Annotated in this window: 12 protein-coding genes, 2 tRNA genes and 3 pseudogenes; 13 read left to right on the top strand and 4 right to left on the bottom strand. The window is 62.7% G+C overall.

Annotated features, from left to right (window positions below; all coding sequences use genetic code 11):
- Positions 1-18 precede the first annotated feature (18 nt).
- The 9 genes and pseudogenes from IEY43_RS07315 to IEY43_RS07275 form a co-directional block, all read left to right on the top strand.
- Positions 19-392 (top strand): annotated as a pseudogene (locus tag IEY43_RS07315) (transposase); the annotation flags it as partial.
- Between the two features lie 77 nt (positions 393-469).
- Positions 470-1,430 (top strand): annotated as a pseudogene (locus IEY43_RS07310) (IS3 family transposase); the annotation flags it as partial.
- A gap of 88 nt (positions 1,431-1,518) precedes the next feature.
- Complete coding sequence (locus tag IEY43_RS07305; protein ID WP_188947943.1) at positions 1,519-2,562, top strand: tyrosine-type recombinase/integrase; 1,044 nt, start codon at positions 1,519-1,521, stop codon at positions 2,560-2,562.
- 624 nt (positions 2,563-3,186) lie between these two features.
- Positions 3,187-4,485: a tyrosine-type recombinase/integrase gene (locus IEY43_RS07300; RefSeq protein ID WP_188947942.1), complete on the top strand. Its 1,299-nt coding sequence runs from the start codon at positions 3,187-3,189 to the stop codon at positions 4,483-4,485.
- Positions 4,482-4,790 (top strand): hypothetical protein, encoded by a 309-nt coding sequence (locus tag IEY43_RS07295; protein ID WP_188947941.1) that lies wholly within the window; start codon positions 4,482-4,484, stop codon positions 4,788-4,790. The genes IEY43_RS07300 and IEY43_RS07295 overlap by 4 nt, the downstream gene beginning before the upstream one ends.
- 53 nt (positions 4,791-4,843) lie before the next feature.
- Positions 4,844-5,089, top strand: a pseudogene (locus IEY43_RS07290) (integrase core domain-containing protein); the annotation flags it as partial.
- 1,016 nt (positions 5,090-6,105) lie between these two features.
- Positions 6,106-6,423 (top strand): hypothetical protein, encoded by a 318-nt coding sequence (locus tag IEY43_RS07285; RefSeq protein ID WP_188947940.1) that lies wholly within the window; start codon positions 6,106-6,108, stop codon positions 6,421-6,423.
- 631 nt (positions 6,424-7,054) lie between these two features.
- Entirely contained in the window at positions 7,055-7,966 is a 912-nt protein-coding gene (locus IEY43_RS07280; protein WP_188947939.1) for a DUF2382 domain-containing protein, read from the top strand.
- Positions 7,967-8,020: 54 nt separating this feature from the next.
- Positions 8,021-8,782: a hypothetical protein gene (locus IEY43_RS07275; protein ID WP_188947938.1), complete on the top strand. Its 762-nt coding sequence runs from the start codon at positions 8,021-8,023 to the stop codon at positions 8,780-8,782.
- 83 nt (positions 8,783-8,865) lie between these two features.
- Here the strand turns inward: IEY43_RS07275 and IEY43_RS07270 are convergent, their stop codons facing one another.
- Entirely contained in the window at positions 8,866-12,315 is a 3,450-nt protein-coding gene (locus IEY43_RS07270; protein ID WP_188947937.1) for an efflux RND transporter permease subunit, read from the bottom strand.
- A gap of 447 nt (positions 12,316-12,762) precedes the next feature.
- On the opposite strand from IEY43_RS07270, the gene IEY43_RS07265 reads away from it, so the two are divergent.
- Positions 12,763-14,862 carry a hypothetical protein gene (locus IEY43_RS07265; protein WP_188947936.1) on the top strand — a complete coding sequence of 700 codons (2,100 nt, stop codon included), beginning with the start codon at positions 12,763-12,765 and terminating at the stop codon, positions 14,860-14,862.
- Positions 14,863-14,969: 107 nt separating this feature from the next.
- On the opposite strand, the gene IEY43_RS07260 is transcribed toward IEY43_RS07265, so the two are convergent.
- From IEY43_RS07260 to IEY43_RS07250, 3 genes are all read right to left on the bottom strand, one after another.
- Positions 14,970-16,460, bottom strand: a complete 1,491-nt coding sequence (locus IEY43_RS07260) for a malate:quinone oxidoreductase (RefSeq protein WP_188947935.1) — start codon at positions 16,458-16,460, stop codon at positions 14,970-14,972.
- Positions 16,461-16,547: 87 nt separating this feature from the next.
- On the bottom strand, positions 16,548-18,404 hold the full coding sequence (locus IEY43_RS07255; RefSeq protein WP_188947934.1) for an ABC transporter substrate-binding protein: 1,857 nt from the start codon (positions 18,402-18,404) through the stop codon (positions 16,548-16,550).
- Positions 18,405-18,581: 177 nt separating this feature from the next.
- Positions 18,582-19,514: a 2-hydroxyacid dehydrogenase gene (locus tag IEY43_RS07250; protein WP_188947933.1), complete on the bottom strand. Its 933-nt coding sequence runs from the start codon at positions 19,512-19,514 to the stop codon at positions 18,582-18,584.
- A gap of 172 nt (positions 19,515-19,686) precedes the next feature.
- Between IEY43_RS07250 and IEY43_RS07245 the strand changes: the two genes are divergently transcribed.
- From IEY43_RS07245 to IEY43_RS07235, 3 genes are all read left to right on the top strand, one after another.
- Positions 19,687-19,759, top strand: a tRNA-Lys gene (locus IEY43_RS07245).
- Positions 19,760-19,805: 46 nt separating this feature from the next.
- Positions 19,806-19,878: transfer RNA gene (locus tag IEY43_RS07240), tRNA-Lys, on the top strand.
- Between the two features lie 331 nt (positions 19,879-20,209).
- Positions 20,210-24,265, top strand: coding sequence for a LamG-like jellyroll fold domain-containing protein (locus IEY43_RS07235; protein WP_188947932.1), 4,056 nt, complete (start codon positions 20,210-20,212; stop codon positions 24,263-24,265).
- Positions 24,266-24,338 lie beyond the last annotated feature (73 nt).

Below are 24,338 nucleotides of genomic sequence, written 5' to 3'. Positions count from 1 at the left end.
TTTGAGAGGATGTCACTAGTGAGCAACATGAAAAAGCAACGCTGGTCCTTCACCGAGGAGTACCGCAAGGAAGCCGCTGGCCTGGTCATCGGTACCGCGCGCAGCATCAGCGCGGTCACCAAGGAGTTGAACATCGGTGAGCAAACGCTGGGCACTTGGGTGAAGAAGGAGCGCTCCTGCCGAGGCTTGGACGGTGAGCCGACCGGGGCGCTGGATGAGTCCGAACGCGAGGAACTCAAGCGCTTGGACAAGGAAGTCTTCGAGCTGCGGGAGGACCATCGTTTCTTGGGAAAAGCAGCGTATTTCTTCGCGTCGAAGCAATATCGGTCGAACGGTTCGAACTGATGCACGCGTTAAAGGATGAGTTCGCCCGGACACGGATGGCGGCATTGGGGTCTGCTGAAGGTTTGGTTGACACTTCGACCGCATAACCCAGCTATGGTTATGCTCAAACGAAGGAACAAAAACCATGCCAAGAATCTTCACCGAAGAATTCAAGAAGGACGCCGTCGCTCTCGTAGAGTCGGGGATTTCTCAGAAGCAAGTCGCTGCGGATCTGGGAGTATCCAAAACAGCGCTGCAAACTTGGGTCCGCGATGCCGGCTACCAATCCCACGGAATGACCCCAGCCTCTGATGCTGACGAACGCAAAGAAATGTCCCAAGCGCTCAAACGCATCCGCGAATTAGAAATGGAGAACGAAGTGCTGCGCAAGGCCGCAGCCTACCTCTCCCAGCCGCATATTCGTTCCCCAAAATAATGGGCCCGCTCGTCCAAGAACTAGCCGCCAAAACAGGCAGGAAACATATTCGAAGTGGCGGTGACGTGCCGGGTACTTGGGTTCAGCACCCAGGCGTACTACAAGTGGCTGAAGAACCCTGTCTCTGCCCGGGAAATCGAAGAGCAGGAGCTGATCGGCAAGCTGCATGAGCTTCACGAGGAAGATCCAGAGGGCGGGTACCGTGTGCTGGCCGATGATCTGGAAGACGCCGGATACCAAGTTTCCGAGCGCAGGGTCTGGCGGTTATGTCGCAAGGCAGGGATCCGCTCAGTGATCAGCAAACGCCAGCGTAAGTACTCACCAGCTGGTCCACCGGTGCATGATGACCTGGTGCAGCGGAACTTCACCGCCGAGCAGCCTAACCAGCTGTGGCTGACCGATAACGCCCTCGCACCACACGAGCGAAGGAAAGCTGTACCTGTGTGCGATCAAAGACGTGTTCAGTAACCGGATCGTTGGCTATTCAATGGATTCGCGGATGAAGGCCCATCTGGCCGTCAATGCCGTGGAAATGGCAGTTGCGCACCGTGGCTACCCACGTGGAGTCAAGGTCCACAGTGACCGCGGCAGCCAGTTCCGGTCCAGGAAATTCACTCAAACGCTGGAACGTCACGGGCTGATCGGTTCGATGGGCCGGGTCGGGGCATCCCCGTTAACCGGCTAAATCAATTATTCACCCCCGGAAACCCGTCGATAATCCTTGACTTTCAGCAGAACGAGGCGGATTCTCTTGTCCCATGGAGACAGACCCGGAACTGCGGTTGGAGGCCTCCGGCGAAACATGGATGATCGCCGGAACTGGTTCATCCGCGTTCATCACGGTCAACGACTACCTTGGCTATCTGACTGACCGGAACTACTCGCCAGCAACGGTGCGGGCCTACGGCTTCGACCTGCTGGCCTTCTGCCGCTGGCTCACCACCGAAGGCCTCAGCCTCCCCGAGGTGAGTACCGAGGTGATGCTGCGTTACCTCACCGCCTGCCGGCATGCCACGGTTCCGGGCCGCCCTGGCCCTAATGTTGTGACTTTGCAAGGCCAGCGAGCCGACGGCTATGCCCCGGCCACCGTGAACCGGCGTCTGGCTGCCGTCTCGGGTCTTTTCACGTTCATGGTGATGCGCGATCCCACCGTGAAAAACCCGGTTCCCCGAGGCGCCGAAGCCCGCTGGCACGGACCGGAGCACCGCTCCGGGCTGCTCGGACATCTGGCCCGACCCCAGCCCCGCTCTGCCCTGCGGCTACGTGAGCCCCGCAAACTGCCTCGCGCCCTGGAGCACGACGAAGTCGTGGCGCTCTTCCAAGACCTGAAGTCCTGGCGGGACCGGGCCATGGCCGGGCTGATGCTTTATTGCGGGCTACGTGCCGGAGAGGTTCTGGGCTTGGAAGTCTCAGATATCGATATCGGCGCCCGCTGGCTGCTGGTGCACGGCAAGGGCTCCAAGGAACGCCGCATCCCCCTGGACACCGACGTCGCCGCAACCATCCAAACCTACCTGCTGGTTGAGCGGCCCGAATCATCCAGCCGGAATCTCTTCGTGGTCGCCAAGGGCAAGACCCGCGGCCACCCGCTGACCCCGGCCGGGCTACGGACCATTTTCCGTTACCACCGGGAAATCTCCGGAGCTGCCGAGGCCCACCCGCACGCGCTGCGCCACACCTTCGGCAGCTCATTGGCCGAGGCCGGAGTCGACTTAGCCGTGATGCGCGAGCTGTTGGGCCATGCCCACGTCAACACCACCGCCCGATACATCCATCTGGCGCCCGCCCACGTGAAAGTCTAATACGATGCAGCTCGCAAGCGCCAGCAATCCACCAGCTGAAGACCCCACCCACGACGTGGACGCATACAGGGACTATCTGGCCGCGCGCGGGCACGGTTCCAAGCCGGCATTTTCCGGGGCGAGAACCTTCATGGCCCGCTGGCCGCAGCCCGAAGACTGGTTGGACGAACCACTGGCACAGCGCACAGAAACCAAAAAAACACACGACGGGGTTTATCTTCTTCTTGATGCTCAGCGGCAGGTTGCATGGGGACTACGGGTATCTTCTGGAAACCAAACTCACCAACATTCTCAGCGCCTGCACGGGCCAAGCATTAGAAGCTGACCTGCTCTTCTTCCTGGACAAGGCCAGCACTCTGGGCTTCAGCGAGCGGGTCAGCCGGGCGATGACCACCGGCGTTGTCGCCCGGATGCTGCTTCACACCGGCGCTCCGCTCGCCGCGGTGCAGGCCGGTGACCTGGAGGAGTTCGAAGGCCGCCTGCCGGGCGCGGGAGCACCGCACAGGCCGTTCCGCGCATCCTTACCTGAGGCTCAACAACGACGTGCGCAGGGTCTTGTTCCATGCCGAGCTCATGCCCGAACCGCCACCGAAACCAGACACTCGCGCTACCTTCACCCAGCGGATGGACACGGTCCAGGGGCCTCTAGCAGAAGCGTTGGTGCGGTATCTGGACCGCAAAACCGTGACCTGCGTGCCCCACACGGTATCTTCGCTGGCGACTCGACTGGCGCATTTCGGTGCCTATGTCACCACGTTGGACCCGGAACTTTCTGGACCTGAGGGTTTGGAGCGGTGCCAGCATATCGAGCCGTACCTGATCGCGTTGAGCCGGGCGCCGAACACCAAGTCCGGGGGCATCCTCTCGCCTGCGGAGCAGGCCCGTAGGATCCATGCCGTCTCGAACTTCTTGCGGGAAATCACCGAATGGGGATGGCCCGACGCCCCGTCCAGGCAGCTGCTGTTCCGCTCCGACGTCCCGCGCTTGCCCAGGCCGTTGCCGCGCTACCTGCCGCCGGACAGCGACCGAATGCTGGCCCGCGCCTTGCTGGAATCGCCCAACCGTTTGGCAGCCGACGCCTTGTTGCTGCAACGAGCGTGCGGCCTGCGGATTGGTGAGCTGTTGGACCTGGAAATGGACTGCGTCCACCAGTTAGCTGGCAATGGGGCCTGGCTGAAAGTCCCCTTGGGCAAGATGAAGACCGAACGCATGGTGCCTCTAGACGAAGACAGCTTGGCGTTGCTGGACCGGATCATCGCCACCCGGTCCCCAGGGCAGGCCCTCACCCACCCGGTGACCGGGAAACCCGTGCAGTTCCTTTTCACTCATTATGGGCAACGGTTGCAGGTCAACGGGCTGAGGGCGGAACTGGACCGTGCCGCAGCCAGCGCCGGGCTCGGTCACGTGACCACTCACCAACTACGCCATACCTATGCCACGGCTCTGATCAACGCCGGCGTCACGTTGCAGGCCTTGATGAGCCTGCTGGGGCATGTCTCAGCAGAGATGAGCCTGCGTTATGCCTCGCTGTTCGATTCGACCGTCCGCACCGAATATGAGCGTGCGCTGGATTTGGCCAAGACCCGCATCGGCACCACCACCGGAACGGGAAGGACGCTGCTGCCGATCGCCAGCGTCACTAGTGGTGACTGGCGTGCGACACCGACTATCAAATCACGGCTGGCGGGTGGCTACTGCCTGCGGGCCCCGGCTCAGGAAGCTTGCCCATATGCGAATATTTGCGAGCACTGCCCCAGCTTCCGTACCGAGAACAGCAACCTCCCAGTGCTCCAAGCCCAGCGCAAGGATGCCGCCTTGCTGGCTCAGGATGCCCGGGGCCGTGGCTGGGACAGCGAAGCGCGCAGACACGAAGCGTTGGTGGCCCAGTTGGATCTGCTGATCGGTGAGGCAGGCACGGCATGAGCCCCGAGTTGCTGGATGACCGGATTGAGATGGCCCTGCGGGAGCTTGCTGGACAGGGTGCCCGGATCAGTATCGTCGCCGTTGCCGCCTTGGCGGGTATTCCCCGGTCGAGTCTCTACCGCAATGCCCAGGCTCGTGAACTCATCAACCAGCGCATTGCCGAAACCCGCCTGCATGCGGAAACGAACCTTGTTTCCGAGGTCCATCGGCTCCGGGTCCAGCTCGAGGCGTTAGCTGCACGGGTCCGCACTCAGGAAGAACGCCTCCGGCGCCTTGAAGGCCGGCCGCACACCACCCCGCGTTGAAGCAGGAAGATTAGCCGGTTATGGCTCAAACTAAGCAAATATTAGCCGGTTAATGCTGGGACAACGCAATGAGCGAGTCATTCTGGTCGACGTTGAAGAGCGAATTCTATGACCGCTACCGGTGGCCGAGCCGGATGGAAGCGAAGCGGAAAGTCGCCTGGTGGATCGGGGATTTCTATAACCGCCACCGGCTGCATTCAAGCCTGAGGATGGTTCCTCCGGTGGAATTTGAGCAACTGCTGCACGGCCAGCATGAGCTGGTTGAAGAGTGTGGGGCTGAGTTTACGCTAACTGCATGAGGCAGGCCACGTTTCCACTAATTTCGGGGGCCCACAACTTCATCCCGCAGCTATCGCGGTGCTGTGGGCAGCGGTAGGAGGATGGAAGAATGCTACTAATTCTAGGGACAGCACTGCACCGTTCAATGGCTACCTAGCCAAATCTCGGATGGGATTCTGGAAGGAGGAATGGCCGCCAATTGTCGGATTGGGACCTAGCGGTTATTAGTCGGATATTGGAAAGACTCTTAGAGCTAGGCAATGTCTGCATCTTGAACACGTCCGCAGTTCCGTCATGTATGAGAGTAGCCGAACCGGATCCTACCTATGATTCTGGCAGCCTTGATGGATCTGTGTTAGATCTTTCACTGTCAAATTCGCAGCCGCCGTCGGGGGTTTGCCAGTCTCATTAGAAGCCTGTACGTGGAAGGTATCCGCTGGATCCGCGACCTGATGCGCGGGCGAGCCGGCCCAAACAGCACGGTGTTCTTCTCCGACCACCTAATGAGCGAGGTGTAGCAGGTCGCCGACTAGCTGATCCTGATCGGGCGCGGCAAGTTGATTACCCAGGCACTTACGGTGCAGCTGCTCGATGCCCACAGCCGCGCGCAGATCTTCGTAAAGTTCCCGTAGGCTCACGGCTCGCCGAGCTGGCACGCGGCCGCGGCTACAAGGCTATGACCGGATCCGGCGACTGGTTGTAGGTCGTCGGGGCTACCCTGACGATGCTTAGCTCAAGCCTTCCGCAACGGTATCGAACTGCACGAGCGGAGCTCTGCCGGCACCTCGCTTGAATCGATCTACACCTAACTGACCAGCAACGCGGTCGCATACGCCGTCCAACCAGAAGAAACGATGCGATCCCAATGAATACCCTGGCGTAGCTAGGGCGGGCGACCCAGGCCAAAACCTCAAAGTTCCTGTCTCTGCGCTCGCTGACCGGGTTGTTCGTCGCCGAAATTCTTGCCACCATGGCGCTGGGCTAGCTGCTGGGCGCGAGGGGCAAGGTTAGCCGTGAGAACGGCTACGACAGCGCAATGCCCGCCCTGCTGTTGCTGTTCGCGACCTTGAAGTTCGGCCAACTACTGTTCGCCGCTGGCGTGGTGCTGCACCTGACCGGCGAATACTCGTCGAAGCAGATCGGCTCCATGCCGCAGGCGATGCCGCGGCATGGTGTCCTTCTGGCCGCCAAGCCGCTCGTGGTGGTGGCGCCCGGATTCCTCGGCGGGATGCTGGCGATCGCGCTGGGCACCGCCCCGGCGGCGTTGAGCGTTCAACGCCTCGGCGTTTTCACCGTTGGCGATCGGGTCACCTCGACGCTGGGTGACGGGGATATCTGGTTCTGTTGGGCCTGATGGCCAGCGGGCCGGAGCCACTGATCCGAAACTCCGCCAGTGCGATCGTCGTGATGCTGATGCTGGAGGTCGGGCTGCCGTAGACCCTGCAGCTGTTGCGCCTCAATCGGGAACAGGAGCTGATCCGCCACCTTTCGGCAACGCCGCCACCTTCATGGCTACCGGTGCGACCGGGCATAACGGCCCAAGCACCGCCCTCTTGCTCATCATCGCCTCGGCGGCAGTGCTGCTGGGCACCGAGACGGCACGATTCTTCCGCCGCGATGCCTGAAGCCAACGGCCGAGAACAAACGGCCAATATGGCACCAAACCGGCGGCGATGGCAGAAGATTCATAAGTTCACAGTCGTTGCCAAGGCATCGTCCATGCGGATGCAAGAGAGCGGCTTCGGCCAGAACGCAGGGTGCAATAGTCGTGCCTGCCGGCGATTCCTGCTGAAGGGAACACGGCCGCGCAGGGCATCAATGATGTCCCAAGTGCGAGTTATCCACGCTCCGGCGTGCTGCGCAATCCGTGGCACCGGATGGATCGATGGTACGACGTCACGCCCGGCAAGGCGCAGGATCATCCGGGAAGCCAACGCTGTCCGGAATATCGAACTACCGAATACCGCAACGGGAGGAACGAAACCATGATTGACAAGCACCAGATCGACGCATTGCTGCACCACGACGGAACGGTCGTAGGAGCCGACGGGGAGAAGATCGGCAAGTTCGGCCAGGTCTTCCTGGACGACCAGACCGGAGAACCACAGTGGGTTACCGTGCGCACGGGGCTATTCGGGCTTTCCGAGAGCTTCGTCCCGCTGGATGAGGCCAGGATGGACGGCGACACCGTGATCGTGCCGTTCGACAAGCAGACGGTCAAGGGCGCGCCGCGCATCGACGATGAGGACGGGCATTTGAGCCCGGCCGATGAACAGGAACTCTACCGCTATTACAACCGCGCCTACGATGCCACGGCACCGGAGGGAATCGAAGCAGACCGCGGCACGGGAATGGATCGAGAGTCCGGCGTCGACCGCACCGCCGCCGGTCCATTGGACGGCGGGCTCGGCACCCTGGCGCCGGGCGATAACGCGGGCGTCGAGGACGAGCTGGACCCGGTTCGCGGACAGGACAAGCCATTGGACGGCCAAGGCGCAGACCAGTCCATGACCCGCTCCGAGGAACAGCTGCGTGTCGGAACCGAGTCGGTGGAGACCGGACGCGTCAGGCTGCGCAAATACGTGGTCACCGAGGACGTCACGACCACGGTTCCGGTGAGCCACGAGGAGGTCCGGGTGGAACGTGAGCCGCTGGCCGGTGACGCGGCCGGCGAGCCGGAGCTTGGCGAGCAGGAAGAAGAAGTCACCCTGCATGCCGAACGCCCGGTCGTGGAGAAGGAAGCTGTTCCGGTGGAGAAGGTCAGGTTGGGCACCGAGACGGTCACCGAGGATGAGCAGGTGACCGAGCGGTTGCGCAAGGAAGAAGTGGAAACCGAGGGGGATTCCGGACGCGTGGATCCGGTCAACCGCGACCGGTCCCGGGATGACGGGATCTAGCCCGGGCCGCCTGCCGCAGGGCGACGGCACAGGCCAAGTCAGCTAGGAGGAATCATGAGCACCAGTGCAGGAAACGATCCGCGCGGCGAAGGCGCGTCGGAGCCCGCGCACCGCATGCCGGCAGATCACGATGAGAGCCAACCCCGGGACCGGGACGCGGCCGAAGGGCGGAATCTCGCGGGCAGCGAACGGTACGAGCCGGAGACTGTGCCACACTCGGACCGGACCGGAACGCAGGAGTCACCGCGTGGCTGGAATGCCGCGGTGGAACGGGAAAGGCACCTGTACGGCGGGATGAAGATCGGTTCAGCCTTCTTCGGCTGGCTGAGCGCCACCGGCATGGGTGTGGTGCTCACCGCCCTGGTGGCAGCAGCCGGGGCGGCGGTCGGGGTCAGCACCGGAACCAACCCGGACGAGGTGGCCCAGAGCCTAAACCAGGATCCGCAGACCGTGGGCATGCTCGGGGTCATCGTGCTGGCCGCCATCGTCCTGGTCTCCTACTACTGCGGAGGCTACGTGGCGGGACGGATGGCCCGCTTCCACGGAGCCCGGCAGGGTGTGGCGGTCTGGCTGTGGGCGCTGGTCATTTCCGCTGTTGTCGCCCTGCTGGGCTGGATCGGCGGCAGCCAGTACAACGTGCTGGCGCAGGTCAACAGCTTCCCGAGGATTCCGGTGAATGAGGGCACGCTGAGTGCGGCGGGAATCATCGCCCTGGTGGTCGTCGCTGCGGTGGCCTTGCTGGGTGCCGTGCTCGGCGGGCTGGCGGGCATGCGCTTCCACCGCCGGGTCGACAAGGCGGGGAGCCAGGTCAGCTAGGCTCAAGGCTGCAGCACAGCAAAGCCGGGGCGGGAGCATCAAACGATGCACCCGCCCCGGCTTCTGCGTGCCGTAGCTGCTGTCTAGCGGCCCGTGCTCGGTTCCCCGGAAGCGCCGGGATCTCCGGAATCCGGCTGGTCCTGCGTGGATGCGCGCAGCATCTGCTCGAACTCCTTGCGTTCCTTGCGGGAGATCGGCAGCTGGCCGGTCGCCGGGTTCACGATCCGGCCGCTGTCGCGGGCCGCTTCGGAGGCGGGCTTCGGTGCGGGAACGGTTTCCGCGCCCGACTGCTTCTTCGGCTGCTTCGGGGCCTTGGCCTGCTTGCCGGGCTTGGCGCTCTTGGCAGCCACGCTTAGCTGGCCGGACTCGCCGTCCCCGGCCACCGCGGTGATCCGCGCGGTGGCGCCGTCCATGGCCACGGCCAGGTCCTCGGCCGAGGTGGCCTGGTTCTGCGCGTGGCGGCGGGCGGCGCGGCGGTCCGCGGTGCGCTCCTTGCGGGACTCGACCAGGTGGTAGAGCACCGGAACCAGCACCAGGGTCAGCAGGGTGGAGGAGACCAGGCCGCCGATGACCACCACGGCCAGCGGCTGCGAGATGAAGCCGGACTGCCCGGTGATGCCCAGTCCCATCGGGACCAGCGCGAAGATGGTGGCCAGCGCGGTCATCAGGATCGGGCGCAGGCGCTGGCGGGCGCCGTGCGTGATCGCATCCTGCAGGTTCATCGCCTCCCTTTCCGGGGTGGCATGCCGGTACTGGTTGATCAGGTCGATCAGCACGATCGCGTTGGTGACCACGATGCCCACCAGCATCAGCATGCCGATCAGCGACGGCAGGCCCAGCGGGATGCCGGTGGCCAGCAGCAGGCCGATCGCGCCGGTGGCGGCGAACGGGATGGAGACCAGCAGGATCAGCGGCTGGACCAGCGACTTGAAGGTCGCCACCATGATCACGTAGACGATCGCCACGGCCGCCAGCAGCGCCAGGTAGAGCTGGTTGAAGGACTCGGCCTGCTCGGTGGCCGCGCCGCCGATCTCCGCGGTCGCGCCCTCGGGCAGTTCCACGCCGGCCAGGCGTTCGGTGACCTGCTTGGAAACCGAGCCGAGCATGTTCTCCTGCGGGGCGAGCGACACCGTGGCGATGCGCTGGCCGTTGGAGGTGGTGACCTGGCGGACCACGTCGGCGCGTTCAACCGTGGCCAGGTCCTGCAGCTGCTTGACCCCGGTGGCGGTCGGGATCGGCAGTTCCTGCAGCTCCTTCAGCGAGGTCAGATCCAGCCCCTCGCCGATCAGCACCTGCATGTCGGTGAATTCCAGGCGCAGCGTGCCGGCCGGCACGGGGGAGACCTGGGAGGCGACGATGCCGGACAGCTCGGTTTCGGTCAGCCCGGCCGCGGCGGCCTTCGTGGCGTCGATGTCGATGCTGACCTGCTCGCGCATCGCGGAGAGGTTGTCGCTGAGCTGGGTGACGTGCTCGGTGCCTTCCATGGCGGAGCGCACCGCGGCGGTGGCCTCGCGCAGGATGTCCTCGTTCGGGGCCTTGACCTCGACGGTGACGTCGGAGGACATCATGCCGCCGGAGCTGCCGGAGAAGCTCAGGGTCGAGTCCTTGGGCAGGGCCAGCTGATCCAGCTCGGCGCGCACGGTGTCGGTCAGCGCCAGCTGGTCCGCGTCGGAGTCGGTGATCGCGGTGAAGTTCGCGGTGTCCGAGCCGGAGGAGAACATCGCCGCGAAGCCGCTGGCCGAGCCCACGGTCATCTGCACGTCGGTGATGCCCTCGGTCTCGCGCAGCACGGCCTCGACCTTCTCGGCCTGCTTGCGGGTGGCGTCCAGCGAGGTGCCCGGGGCCATCTTCTGGGTGATGGAGATCGAGTTCTCGCCGGTGTTGCCCAGCAGGTTGGTCTGCAGCAGCGGGGTCATCGCCACGGTGCCGGCCAGGATCAGCACGGAGGCCAGCAGCGTGATGACCGGGTGCTTCTGCGTTCCGCGCAGCACCGGGGCGTAGGCGCGCTGCATCCAGGACTTGTCCTCGGCCAGGTGCACGGTGTGGGTGGCGGCGCTGCCCGGGCGGTGCGGCAGGAACCAGTAGGCCAGCACCGGCACGATGGTCAGCGATACGATCAGCGAGGCCAGCAGCGCGATGGTCATGGTCATTGCGAACGGGCGGAACAGCTCGCCGGCCAGGCCTCCGACCAGCGCGATGGGCAGGAAGACCGCCACGGTGGTCAGCGTCGCGGCGGTGATGGCCCCGGCGACTTCCTTGACGGCCAGCAGGATCGCCTGCGACTTGGATTCGCCGTGCGCCAGGTGGCGCTTGATGTTCTCGATGACCACGATGGAGTCGTCCACCACGCGGCCGATTGAGATGGTCAGCGCGCCCAGGGTCAGCATGTTCAGCGTGTAGCCGCCGGCGTTCATGCCGATGAAGGTGACCATCAGGGACAGCGGGATGGAGATCGCGGTGACCAGGGTGGAACGGATGGAGAAGAGGAAGACCAGGATGACCAGCACCGCGAAGCCCAGGCCCAGCGCGCCCTCGGTGGTCAGCGACTCGATGGAGGACTCGATGAACGGGGCCTGGTCGAAGATGGTGGTGATCTTGGCGTTGGAGCCCAGCTCCGCCTGCAGCTCGTCGAGCATGCCGGTGATCTGGTGGGACAGGGCCACGGTGTCCCCGTCCGGGGTTTTGGTGATCGCCACCGAGAGGGTTTCCGCGCCGTTGGTGCGGGTGATGCTGGTGGCCGCATCGGCCTGGACCGACACCTTGGCGACATCCTGCAGCAGCACCGGGCCGTTGTCTGCCGGCAGCGGGATTTCCTTGATCGCGGCCAGCGTATCCGGGGCGGAGCCGGCGATCACCGGCAGGGTCAGGCCGTCCACGTCCATGGTGCCGATGGGCATCGGGGAGCCGGCGTTCTCGATGCCGTCCTTCAGGTCGGCGACCGTCAAGCCTTCAGCGCGCAGCTTCGCGTCATCCGGGATGACCGCGATGTGCTGGGAGGAACCCCCGGAGACCGAGGCTTCGCGCACCCCGTCGATCTTCTGCAGCTTGGGCAGCATGATGCGCTCGACGTCGTCGTTCAGCGCCTCCAGCGACTTATCGGAGGAGATCGCCATCTGCATGATCGGGAAGTCCGCGATGGAGCCGGCGAAGGCCGTGGGCTCCACGTCATCGGGCAGGCTCGACTTGGCGTTGGCGATCGCCCGGTCCACCTGGGAGCGGGCGCGGTCCATGTCCGTGCCGTACTCCAGCATCAGCGAGATGCGGGTGAATCCGGTCTGCGAGGTCGCGGTCGAGGATTCAAGGCCCTCCACCGCCTGCAGGGCAGTCTCCAGCGGGCCGGCGACCTGCTCGTCGATGACCTCGGGGCTCGCACCCATCTGGGTGGCCATGACGGAGATCTGCGGGAACTCGAGGGAGGGAATGAGCTCCTGCTTGAGTGAACTCATGGAGATGACGCCGAAGACGGCGGCAAAGACCGTGACCAGCGCGATGAGCGCCCGGTTTTTCAGAGACAAGATGGCCAAGCGCTGCATGCGGGTATGGTCCTAGCGGTGTCGCGAAATGGGGTGGATCAACTTAACTCTAGTTCGTTGGCCGAAAACAACCGAAAATCCACGGGGGTTTGAGCCGAAGATCATCCGAATGGAGGATCTGTTCGGCGGATCCAGACTGCATGGCTGCTGCCAAATTGGGGAATTTGCCTTTGTTTGAGTGAAGGGAATGTAGTCAGTAGCTGAGTGCAGATTCAATTTTCGGCAAGTTTCATCGTGGAGCCCGGGCCACAATGTAAGTGTGTTGAGCCGAGAACCAAGAGGGCTGATGTCCTTCTGGGAACCGTTGGATGACCTGATGAAATATAAAGAACATTTAGGTCCTTCACGATAAAATGACGCCATCGTTCGATTTTCGCGAACGATAAATCACTCGTTTTGAAATGGGGAAATAATTTGGGGGAATTTCTGGCAAAACTTCCACGTCTAGTGTTGACCACGGCTGTCGCGTGCGGATTGATCGTTGGAAATAGCATTCCGCCGGTCGCGTTTGCTGTCGGGGAGACAGCGCAAGCCACCTTTATCGGGGACAAGGATCCCGAAGGATACTTCTGCCCGGACGAAACAGTCCAAGCCGGGCAGATCTCGGATTTCGCTTTTTGGAAGCTCAATTTCGAGGCAGAACTCAAATACCAGTGGTATCGAAATGGTGCACCAATTCGCAATGAAACTGATGAGCGCTATGTGGTTTCGAATGGCGACCTAGGCAAAGAACTCAATGTTGCCGTAACGGTGTATTCTTCAACTGCTGATGGCATGAAAAAAGTTTTGACCGTCGATGGCTCTGACAGGCTCGTTAAACCTTGCGCGGTGAAGGCGAGCGGAGACGACGAACCAGTCCTGTCCTCTGGACGTAGTCGTGTGGGCGACACAATCAAGTTATGGTACTACTCCGATAGGGAAGCGTCTGTTGACTATTCATGGATACGTGTCTCCGATGGCGTGGTCATATCCAAGGAACCATCCCTGACGCTAAGCGTTCGTGAATACGGCGAAGAGATCCAGCTTCTGGCGGTGTTCACTAAACCAGGCGCTTGGGACGTGACAAAAACCTTCTGGCCATTCACCGTGAACTCAGGAGATCTGAAAGCACTGGCAAGGCCTAAAATTTCTGGCGAGCTGAAAGTTGGCTCCACGGTGAAGATCGTGGATGGCAAGTACAACGCCCCATCAGTTTGGATGTCAGAGATTCAGTGGTTCCGCGATGGGCAAAAAATCCCCAATGCCAATGAACGCACGTACAAGCTGAACGCGTCTGATGCGGGCAAAAGCATGTACGCAACGATGAATCTCAATGCTGAAGCCTATTCTGGGGTAAATAGTTGGGTAGAAAGTACCGATCCGGTTTACGGTGGGAACTTGGAAGCGTCCGAGGCGCCAAGGGTCACAGGAAAAATGAGCTGGAACTCAATGCTGACTGCTACCACCGGTACTTGGAAAATCAAGCCAACGTCCTACTCATATCAGTGGTACCGTAACGGCAAGGCGATCAAGAACGCGATCAAATCAACATATAGATCTTCACCTGACGATGTTGGCAAGAAGATCACTGTACGCGTCATAGCGAAACGGAAAGGGTTTGGTACAGGGCAAGCCGCGAGCAACCAGGTGACTGTCTCGGGGACGACCTTGTCGGCAAAGTCGAAACCTAAAGTCACGGGCACGTTCAGGCAGAACCAGACGCTGAAAGTCAGTAACGGCACCTGGAACGCAAAGCCGTCATCGTATTCCTATTCCTGGTACCGCAACGGCAAAAAAATAAGCGGTGCAACCAAGAGCTCATACAAACTGAGCCCGAAGGACGTTGGCAAGAAGATTTCCGTCCGGGTCGTGGCCAAACGCTCTGGATTCAAATCCGGCTCGTTCGAGACCAAGAAGACGAACGTCGCTCCGGTGCTCTTAAAAGTCTCGAAGAAACCCAAAGTGAGCGGCTCGGCGAAGTTCGGTTCGACGCTCAAGGTGTCCAACGGACTTTGGAGCAAAACTCCAACTTCGTACAGCTATTCGTGGTATCGCAACGGCAAGAAGATCAGTGGCGCCAATAAGAAGACGTATAAGTTGACATCCGCAGATGTCGGCAAGAAGATTTCCGTCCGGGTCGTGGCCAAGCGCAAGGGCTACGACAACGGACAGTATGCGACTGCTGCGAAGAAGATCTCAGCAGCGTCGTTCAATAAGATTTCGAAGCCGACGATTTCCGGAAAAGCTGCGTACGGTAAGACCCTGACCGCCAACCCGGGCAAGTCGACCCCGAAGGCCACATCGTATTCCTACCAGTGGTACCGTGATGGCTCGCCGATCAAGGGCGCCACGAAGAAGAAGTACAAGGCAAAATATGCCGATGTGTACAGCGACTTGACGGTCAAAGTAACAAGCAAGCGCAGCGGCTACAAGAGCTCAAGCCGGACGAGTTCGGCAGTATGGATCTGGGATGAATACGACTACGATTACGACTACGGCGGATCCAGCTCAGGCAAGGAACCGAACCGCTGCTATCTACCCGGAGGCCAGAGCTACTACTACTGTTAGTTGACTAGTCTCATCAGGCAATAGCGACGACACCACTGGCCGTCAGGCACAAGAATCACGAAGGCCCGCACACCAGTTGGTGTGCGGGCCATCGGTCTCAACTGGGACTAGTTCAGTCCCAGTGCCTTATCGGTGGCTGCCTTGACCTCGGCGTACAGTGCCGGGTTCTCGTTCAGCTTCTGGCCGTAGGAAGGAACGATGTCCTTCAGCTTCGACTCCCAGCCGGCGAACTGCTTCGGGAAGCAGCGCGAGAGCAGGCCGATCATGATCGGGGTGGCGGTCGATGCGCCTGGGGAAGCACCCAGCAGGCCGGAGATCGTGCCGTCCGAGGAGGTGATGACCTCGGTGCCGAACTGCAGGACGCCGCCCTTCTTGGCATCCTTCTTGATGACCTGCACGCGCTGGCCAGCGGTGATCAGTTCCCACTTGGAACCGTCGGCCTCAGGGAAGTACTCCGCCAGCGACAGGTCCTTCTTGGCGCGGGACTTGAGAACTTCCTTGATCAGGTAGTTGGTCAGCGCCATGTTGTCCTTGGCCACGGCAAGCATCGGGATGATGTTGTGCGGACGCAGGGACAGCGGGAGGTCCATCTGGCCGGTGGACTTCAGGAAGTTCATGGAGAAGCCGGCGTACGGGCCGAACATCAGCGAACGCTTGCCGTCGACGAATCGGGTGTCCAGGTGCGGAACCGACATCGGAGGGGCGCCGACCGACGCCTGGCCGTAAACCTTGGCGTGGTGCTGGTTGATGATGGTCTCATCGGTGCAGCGCAGGAACTGGCCGGAGACCGGGAAGCCGCCGAAGCCCTTGATTTCGTCGATGCCCGACTTCTGCAGCAACGGCAGCGCGCCGCCTCCGGCGCCGACGAAAACGAACTTGGCCTTGACGGTCTTGACCGCGCCCGAGGCCTTGTCCTTGACGGTCAGCTCCCAGCCGGCACCGTCGCGCTTGATGTTCTTGACCTTGTGGCCGAAGTTGATGGAGGCTCCCGAAGCACCCAGCGAGTCGGTCAGGTCCGCGGTGAGGCGGCCGAAGTCGACGTCGGTGCCGGAGACAACGCGGGAGGCGGCGACCTTCTGCGAGTCCTTGCGGCCCTTGGCGACCAACGGGGTCCATTCGTTGATGGTGTCCAGGTCGTTGGTGATTTCCAGTTCGTCGAACAGCGCGTTCGGCTTCAGGGCCTCGTAGCGGGTCTTCAGGTACTTGGAGTGGTCATCGCCGATCACAAAGGACATGTGCGGCAGGGCGTTGATGAACGAGTTGTCCGCGACGCGCTTGTTTTCGACGGCCCACGAGTAGAACTGGCGGGAGATCTGGAACTGCTCGTTGATTCCGATGGCCTTGGCGGGATCCACGGATCCGTCGGCCTTGGCGGCGGTGTAGTTCAGCTCGCACAGTGCCGAGTGGCCGGTGCCTGCGTTGTTCCACGGGGAGGAGGATTCCAGCCCGGCCTTGTCCAGGTTTTCGAAAAGACCGATAGACCAGGTTGGCTCCAGCTGGTTGATCAGGGTGCCCAACGTGGCACTCATGACGCCGGCTCCGATTAGTACTACGTCAAAAGATTCGGTTGACGTTACAGAAGGCACGAGGATCTCCATCGACAGTGATACTTTGCTCTAACCCAGAGTAGACCTTTACCCCCGTCGGTTAGAAATCCTTAACTGGCTCGGACGGGCCAGTGGTGGCTAACTTGAGATAGCCGGTGAATTGTTCATCTGGATGTCGGCATAGCACTCGTTGAGCATCGGCGAGGACGGGTAGAAGGCCACATTGGGGTTGAAAGCCAGTGCCGAAATGGGGAATACCAGCGGCAGTAGGGGCAAATCGTAGTTCAGCGTCTGCAGGATCGCGGCGTAGGCGGCGGTGCGCGCCTCGCCCGGATCCAGCGAACGGGCGGCCAGGATTTGTGAGTCAAGTAACGCCGAGCTGTAGCCGAACTCAGCGGCCTTGTTGGACAGGATGCCCGATAGAAAATCGTCCTCGCTGCGATAGCCACCGGAGTAGCCCAGCAGGTGCAGGCCGGTGAACCGGTTGGAACGCACGGTGTCCACGTATCCTTCGGTCCACGGGATGGGGCGGGGGCGGACCCGGATGCCGACCTTGGCCAAGTCCTCGGCCAGCTGGGCGAAAACGCGTTCGGGCAGCGGCAGGTAGTTGCGCGAGACGCGCAGCGGGTAGGCGAACTCGATCTCCTCGCCCTGGTAGCCGACCTGTTCCAGCAGCTTGGTGGCGGCGTTCTCGTCGTGGTTGTAGCGGGCTTCGGGCTCGGGCACCGACAGCGCCGGCGGGATGATGCTCGCCGCGGACTTGGTGCCCTGGATGAACAGCTTGCCCGCCAGCTGACCGCTGTCCACCGCGTGCGCGATGGCCTGGCGGAACTCCCGCTTGGCCAGCCATTTGTTGCGCAGGTCCATGCCCAGGTAGAGCACGGAGAAGGGATCGCGCTGCACCACCAGCTTGGCGCTGCGCACCAGGTCGCGCATGATATCGACGGATACCAGGTCGAAACCGTCGATCTCATCCGCGCTCATGGCGTTTTCGCGGTTATAGGGGGATGGCACGGAGGAGAGGAGCACCACCTGGGGGTGTCGGCTGTTGGCTTCCAGCCGGCTGCGGTTCCAGTAGTCCTTGAACAGCTCCAGCCGCACGGTCTGGTCCTTGTGGGAGACGAAGCGGTAGGGTCCGGTGCCCATTGGCGCGGACAGCAAGGACTTGGCGGGGTTCGACTGGGGTCCGCCGGTCAGCGTGGACGGCGCGGCGATGGCCATGCCGGGCAGCGACAACGCGTCGATCAGCATGGGCAGGCGGCGGCGCAGCGTCAGCGTGACCAGGTACTTGCTGGTGGCCTTGACCGAGCCGAAGTAGCTGGCGCTGCCGGCGGAGGACTTGCCGGTGAACAGGTTCTGCTCGAAGACCGGCTTCAGCGCGGCGAGCTGTTCCAGGCGCTGCTGCTGCGCAGCCAGATCGCGTTCGGTGGGCTGGCGGTCGTCGTCGGCCTGGAGCTGGAGGTCCTTCTCGGAGGGGAGCTTGGGAACGTCTTCCACATGGTGGAAGACGTCGGTGAAGCCCTGGCTGGAGTAGTCGGACAGCGCGGGCGGCAGGGCGGCCCAGCGGGTGAAGTTCGCGACCACCGCTTCGGCGTCCAGCTCGTTGCCGTCGTGGAAGAGCACCCCCTGGCGCAGGGTGAAGGTATAGGTGAGCCCGTCCTGGGACTGGGTCCATGATTCGGCCAGGCCGGCAATCGGGCTGCCGGTGTTGGCGTCGATGGACACCAGCGTTTCGTAGATCTGCCGGGAGACGCGGAAGGATTCGTTGTCGCCGGTAATCGCCGGATCGAGTCCGGCCGGGGGAGCGGGGGCCGCCAGGCGCAGGGTGCGCGGGACCTCGGAAGCGGTCTGCGCCGCCGTCGGCGAAGCTGTCGCGAAGCTGTTCGGCGACGTGGTGCAGGCGGTGAGGGCCAGGGCCGTGCCCGCCAGTGTGCCGGTCAGCAATGCGCGTCGCGAGACGAGGTTTTGCGGCTTTTCGGGCACGGTGCGGCTCAACTTCCTAATCTGGCAGGCAAGGCTCCCCGGCGCGCGCCGCATCGGCATTTTGCGTGGACGCAAATACTGCGGGACGCTCAGGGATATCTATCAAAGATAGCGCAACGAACCGGCGGCATCCGCTGAACCTGCCGGGGATGCCGCCAATGAGATCAAAATGTTAGCAATTGCTCGTGGCTAGGGGCGGTGCACCAGATTCTCGCCATCCCGGCCCTGGGACCAGGCTTGCAGCTGGCGCTTCAGCAGCTTCACCATGCGCGGGAAGAATGCCTCGGTGTTGCCGCCGTTGTGCGGGGTGATCAACGCGTTGGGGCATTTCCACAGTGGGTGGTCAGCCGGCAACGGCTCCGGGTCGAAGACGTCCGAGGCGACGTTCAGACGGCCGCTGGCGACTTCGGCGACCAGCGCGTCGGTGTCCACCACGGGGCCGCGGGCGACGTTGACGATGGTCGCGCCGTCCGGCAGCTTGGCCAGGAGCTCGGCGTCCACCAGATGGTGGGTGGAGTCGTTGAGCGGAACAATGAGGATCAGCACCTCAATCTGCCCCGCGTAGTCTGCCAGCTGCCCGGTGCTGTAGACCTCGCCGTGCTCGTCGGTGCGCGCGGTGGATCCGAAACGCAGCAGGTTGACCTCGAAAGGATCCAGGCGCTTGCGGATTTCCTCGCCAATGCCTCCGACACCGACGAGGCCGACGGTCCGGTCGGCCAAGCCCGGCCAGCGCAGCGGATTCCACCGGCCCTGGTCCTGGTCGCGGACCGAGGTGGGGAAACCGCGCAGCGAAGCGAGGGCCAGGCCCAGTGCGATCTCCGCGGTCGCGGCGGCGTGCACGCCCGATGCGGTATTGATTGTCGCGCGGTCTCCGATCATGTCGACCATTCCGTCGTAGCCGGTGGTTTGTGTCTGCACTATGGAGACATTCTCGGCCTTGCGGACATTCTTCAGGAATTCCGGATCTGCCATATAGGGGAAGATCGCGATGTCGATGTCTTCCAGCGGGGAATCCGGGTCTGATTCGAGATCCCAAATGACGGGTTTCAAATTCGCGGGTAGTTCTCCCACGGCGTCAAGCAGCTCTTGGGTAGGAAAGGAAACCGTACGTTGGGTAGTCATGAATTCACTCTACAAAGTCCACCGCTTCTTGGGTAGTAACCCCTAGTCATCTCGTGTAATGCAGCTCACCGCCGAAAAGCGTGTTCTCGATTTGCGCGAAGCTCAAAAGCTGGTAGAGTTTTATCTCGTTGCGAAAGCGCGAAGCCGAAAAGCTTCTAGAACATCGCAGCGGGCGCCTCTAGCTCAATTGGCAGAGCAAATGACTCTTAATCATTAGGTTCCGGGTTCAAGTCCCGGGGGGCGCACGAACAATTTCTTCGTTGCGGAGTCATTGTTTACACAAATTAATATGCGCCTTTAGCTCAATTGGTAGAGCAAATGACTCTTAATCATTAGGTTCCGGGTTCGAGTCCCGGAGGGCGCACAAAAACAAGGTCAGGCTTCGGTCTGGCCTTTTGTGTTTCCCCTGGCGCACAGCGCCTCGCCGCCCAGCGCTGCCCATCCCTCCTGACATGCCGCCGTCTGCGCAGACAACCCCCGCGAAAGTAACACCTGAGTGTGATATTCACCCCCATGAGTGCACAGGCAGAAATATGCAACGCCTTCTCACTAGTGGAATATGGGCGAGGATCAGCCTCGACGTCTAAGAGTTAATCGTTAAGTCACTTAGGGTTTGTGAATTAACACCATTTGTTCTGATGGGTCCCATAGCTTTGCCAAGGACCAAGCCTGTACCTTGCAAAGAAATAAGGATCATGAAAACTCAATCAACGACTCTCGTATCGCTGCTCGTAGGCGCAAGCGTGCTGACCACGGGAGTGGGACTTGCCCCCGCCGCGTGGGCTGCGCCGAGTACGGTGACGGCGGACCTGCTCAATGTCGACTTCTCCACGAAGTCCGCGGAAGATAGCGCCCAGGGGCGTGTGCTCAGTACCTTCGGCGAGCCAGCGCTGCAGACCGATGATCAGAACGGGCGAGTCAGCGCCAACTTCGATGGCAAGGATGACGCCTATGCCTATCCGTTGGGCGAGGCAGACTACGCGCAACTGGCTGACTCGTTTTCCGTGGAATGCTCAGTTAAATTCGACGGTGAACTTCCTGCCAAGGAGGTGACCTTCTGCGGAAACAAGCAGGGGGGCGGCTTCGCGCTGACTGCCAAGAACAGCAAGCTCGACTTCATGCTGCACGTGGACGGGTCCTACAAGCGGGTCTCCACCTCGTTGCGTACCGACCAGTGGTACCACGTGGTGGGTGCCTTCGATGGCAAGAGCATCAAGCTTTACGTCGACGGCGAGTTGGTCTCCGAAGCACCAGCCAGCGGTGTCATGACGGCAGTTGATCCGCGGGCGCAGAACATGGTTCTCGGAGCCGACAGCGCCGTGGGAAAGAGCGAAGCCTTCGCCGATGTCGTGCTGGGCCAGGCCCGGCTCTACAGCGAAGCCATGCCGGCCGCGCAGGCGCTGGCATTGAGCGAAGAATTCCACGCCATGCCCGAAGCACCCAGCGCCGACGTGATGGACATCGACTTCACAGATGGTTCCACCATCGACCGGTCCCGCGGGGTGAAGGCCGCGGTCCATGACGAACCGGTCATCGCCCAGGACGGGGCGATGCGCAAGCAGGTCGCCGCCTTCGATGGTCTGAACGATGCGCTGGCCTACCCGTTGGGCGACCAATACCAGAACCTGTCCCAGGGCATGACGCTTGAATGCGTCTTCCGCTACGACGGCGACACTGCGGCGACGGGTGAAAAGAACCTCTGCTCCAACAAGGAAGCTGGCGGCTTCTCGATGAGCCTGGTCGGAGACAAGCTCTCCTTCATGCTGCATACCGGCGCCTACCGTTCGGCCACTGCCACCATCGACAGCGGCCGCTGGTATCACGCCGCCGGAGTCTTCGACGGCAAGCAGATCAAGCTGTACCTGAACGGAAAGCTTGCCGCCACCCAGGAAGCCAGCAGCGGCACCGTGACCTGGCCGCCGAAGCCCGAGGCGCACAACTTCGTGCTGGGCGCCGACTCCTCCAACGGCAACGTGCAGTTCCATGGCAAGTCCAAGATCGCCGCCGTGCGCATCTACAGCCAGCCGCTCGCGGCCCCGCACATCGCCTCGCTGAACAAGGAAGCGCTCGGCCACGTCAACGAACTGTCCGCGGACATCGAGTCGAGCACCCCGGCGCCCGGGACGGAAATCACCAAGGCCACGGAATTCCAGGTGGCGTGGAACGTGCCCGACCTCATCGGCGCAAACCTGGAGTACCTGCTGGATGGAACGCCGATTCAGCCCGGGGACGCGATCGACGGGCTGGCCGCGGGCAAGCATGGGATCGAAGCCGCCGGAACCGACGTCTTCGGCCGGCCCATTTCGCAGCGGATCGAATTCACCTCGGGCAGCATTCCCGAGGGCAACGGCACGCAGACCGGGCAGGGCAAGGGCTCCGTCACGTTGTCGGCCAACGCCACCAACCCGGACGGCGGGGACGTGCGCTCGACATTCCACGCCGGCGCCACCAGTATTTCCCGGGGCGGCGCCTCCGGCGTCATCGACCAGCTGCCGGACACCCTGGACTTCGCCGGCGATGCCAAAGCCGCGCCGCAGGAAACCGGCGGGCAGATGCTGCCGGGCGACGGATCGTTCTTCGACAGCCAAGCCACCGGCGAGGGCCGGATTCCCTACCAGCGTTTCACCGTGGATGCCGACGCGCAGGGCGCGGAGCAGAGCGTGCGCTGGAGCGGCCAGCTTGATCCGCAGCGCGAAGCCCAGGTGCGCGTCTGGAACCATGAAAAGTCCGCCTGGGACCTGGTGGCCAGCGGCCGCGGCGTCAGGGACGGGCTGCTGACCCTGGATGGCGCGATCTCGGCCGGGCACGTGGCCGACGGCAAGGCGCAGCTCCTGGTCACCGGGCACGACCCGTTCGCCGACGACCTGGACGAGCCGGTCCGCGGGGCCTTCGAGGACCCGCAGGACTACGACTTCTCCATGGTGCATTTCACCGACACCCAATACCTGACCGAGGGCGCGGTGGAGCAGGAATTCTCCGAGGAGCAGCAAAAGGTCTGGGCCGAAGCGTATACCGCGATCCCGCGATGGATCGCCGAGAACGCCGAGCAGCGGAAGATCGAATACGTGACCCACACCGGCGACATCGTGGAGAACTGGCACAAGGAGAGTTACGCGGACGAGGACGCCCAGCGCCGGATCGCCGAGCGCGAGTTCGAATTCAGCTCCTCGGCCCAGCGCATCCTCGACGACACCGGGATCCCCAACGGGGTGCTGCCCGGAAACCATGACAACCGCTCGGGCAAGGACACCGGCCCGGAGAACCTCTACAACCAGTATTTCGGCCCCGAACGCTACGAGGCGCTGGAAGGCAGCCAGGGATGGAAGCAGGCCCAGGCGAGCTACCAGTCCTGGGCTCCGGAGGACAATGAGAACCACTACGACCTGTTCAGCGCGGGCGGCCTGGACTTCATCGCCCTGTACCTCGGGTTCGATGTGACCGAGGAGGAAATCGCCTGGGCCAACGAGGTGCTCGCGCAGTACCCGGACCGCAACGCCATGCTGATGACCCACGCGTACAACAAGCCGAGCATCAATGCCGACGGACGCGGGGCCGCCTACTCGCACGACGGCAAGCGGATCTCCGAGGGGATCCTGGAGAAGAACAGCAACATCTTCCTGGTGCTGTCGGGGCATGAGCACGGGGTGAGCATCCAGGTGCGAAAGGACGTGGGCCAAGCGCAGAACAACGTGGTCGAGCTGCTCGCCGACTACCAGTTCTACGAGGTCGGCGCCGAACAGCTCGGGCTGGCCGGGATCGACGGGCGCAGCCCGCAGGACATGCTGCGTTTCGGCGCAAGCTACCTGCGCATGCTGCAGTTCGACGTCGACCGCTCGGAGCTGGCCATCGACACCTACTCGCCGCTGCTCCAGGACTTCGGGGCGACCGAGTTCGACGATGAAACACGCTACAACGGCACCGAGGACGAACTGCGCCTGCCGATCCAATTGCAGTCGCGCCAGACCAGCTTCACCACCGACGCGGTGATGTCGCTGGCCCCCACCGATGAGGTGATCGGCGAGGCGACCGCCCGCTCGGGCTGGCCGGCCTCGGTCGAATGGGCCGGGCTGACCGAAGGCGAGGTCTATTCCTGGTACGTCACCAGCGTCGATGCGCAGACCGACCAGGAGCTGGCCCCGGGCCAGGTGCGGCAGATGGGTGTGTTCACCGCGAATGCCGCCGGAACCGACACCTCCGCCCCGGAGCTGAAGGTGCCGGACAGCACCAAGCTCACGGTCGGCGACGCCTTCGACCCCATGGACCAGGTGAGCGCCGCGGACAACACGGACGGGGATGTGACCGGGCGGATCGAGGTCATCGGCGCGGTCGACACGGCCACGCCGGGCAGCTACGCCCTGACCTATACCGTGCAGGATGCCAACGGCAACCAGGCGATCGCATCACGCGTGGTCGTCGTTCAGGGCACCGCGGCGCCGGAGCAGCCGGAGAATCCCGAGGACGGGCACGGCAGCGGAATGGATGAGGACGGAGCCGACACCCCGGGCCTGGAGCAGGGTTCCCCGAAGCCGGAGGCCCCGGAGGAGTCGGGCGCCCCTGGTCCGAAACCTGCGCCGGAATCCGAGGCGGGGCAGTCGCCACATGCCGGCGACCCGGACCCGGAGGCAAAGCCCCAGGAGAACTCGCTGGCGGACACCGGTGCATCGGTGATCTTCACAGCCCTGGGCGCGCTCGTGCTCACGGCCGTCGGAGGCCTCGCCTTGTGGCTGCGCCGCCGCGCCGCAAAACAGTAGGTTGACGCCATGCGTCCGCCGGACGGGAGGGCCCGTCCGGCGGCCGCATGTGGCCCAACGCACGCGCAAGGAA

Origin of the sequence: Glutamicibacter protophormiae (assembly GCF_014647495.1) — a bacterium.
Classification (GTDB): Bacteria; Actinomycetota; Actinomycetes; order Actinomycetales; family Micrococcaceae; genus Glutamicibacter; species Glutamicibacter protophormiae.
This window is presented reverse-complemented; position numbering and strand designations above follow the sequence as displayed.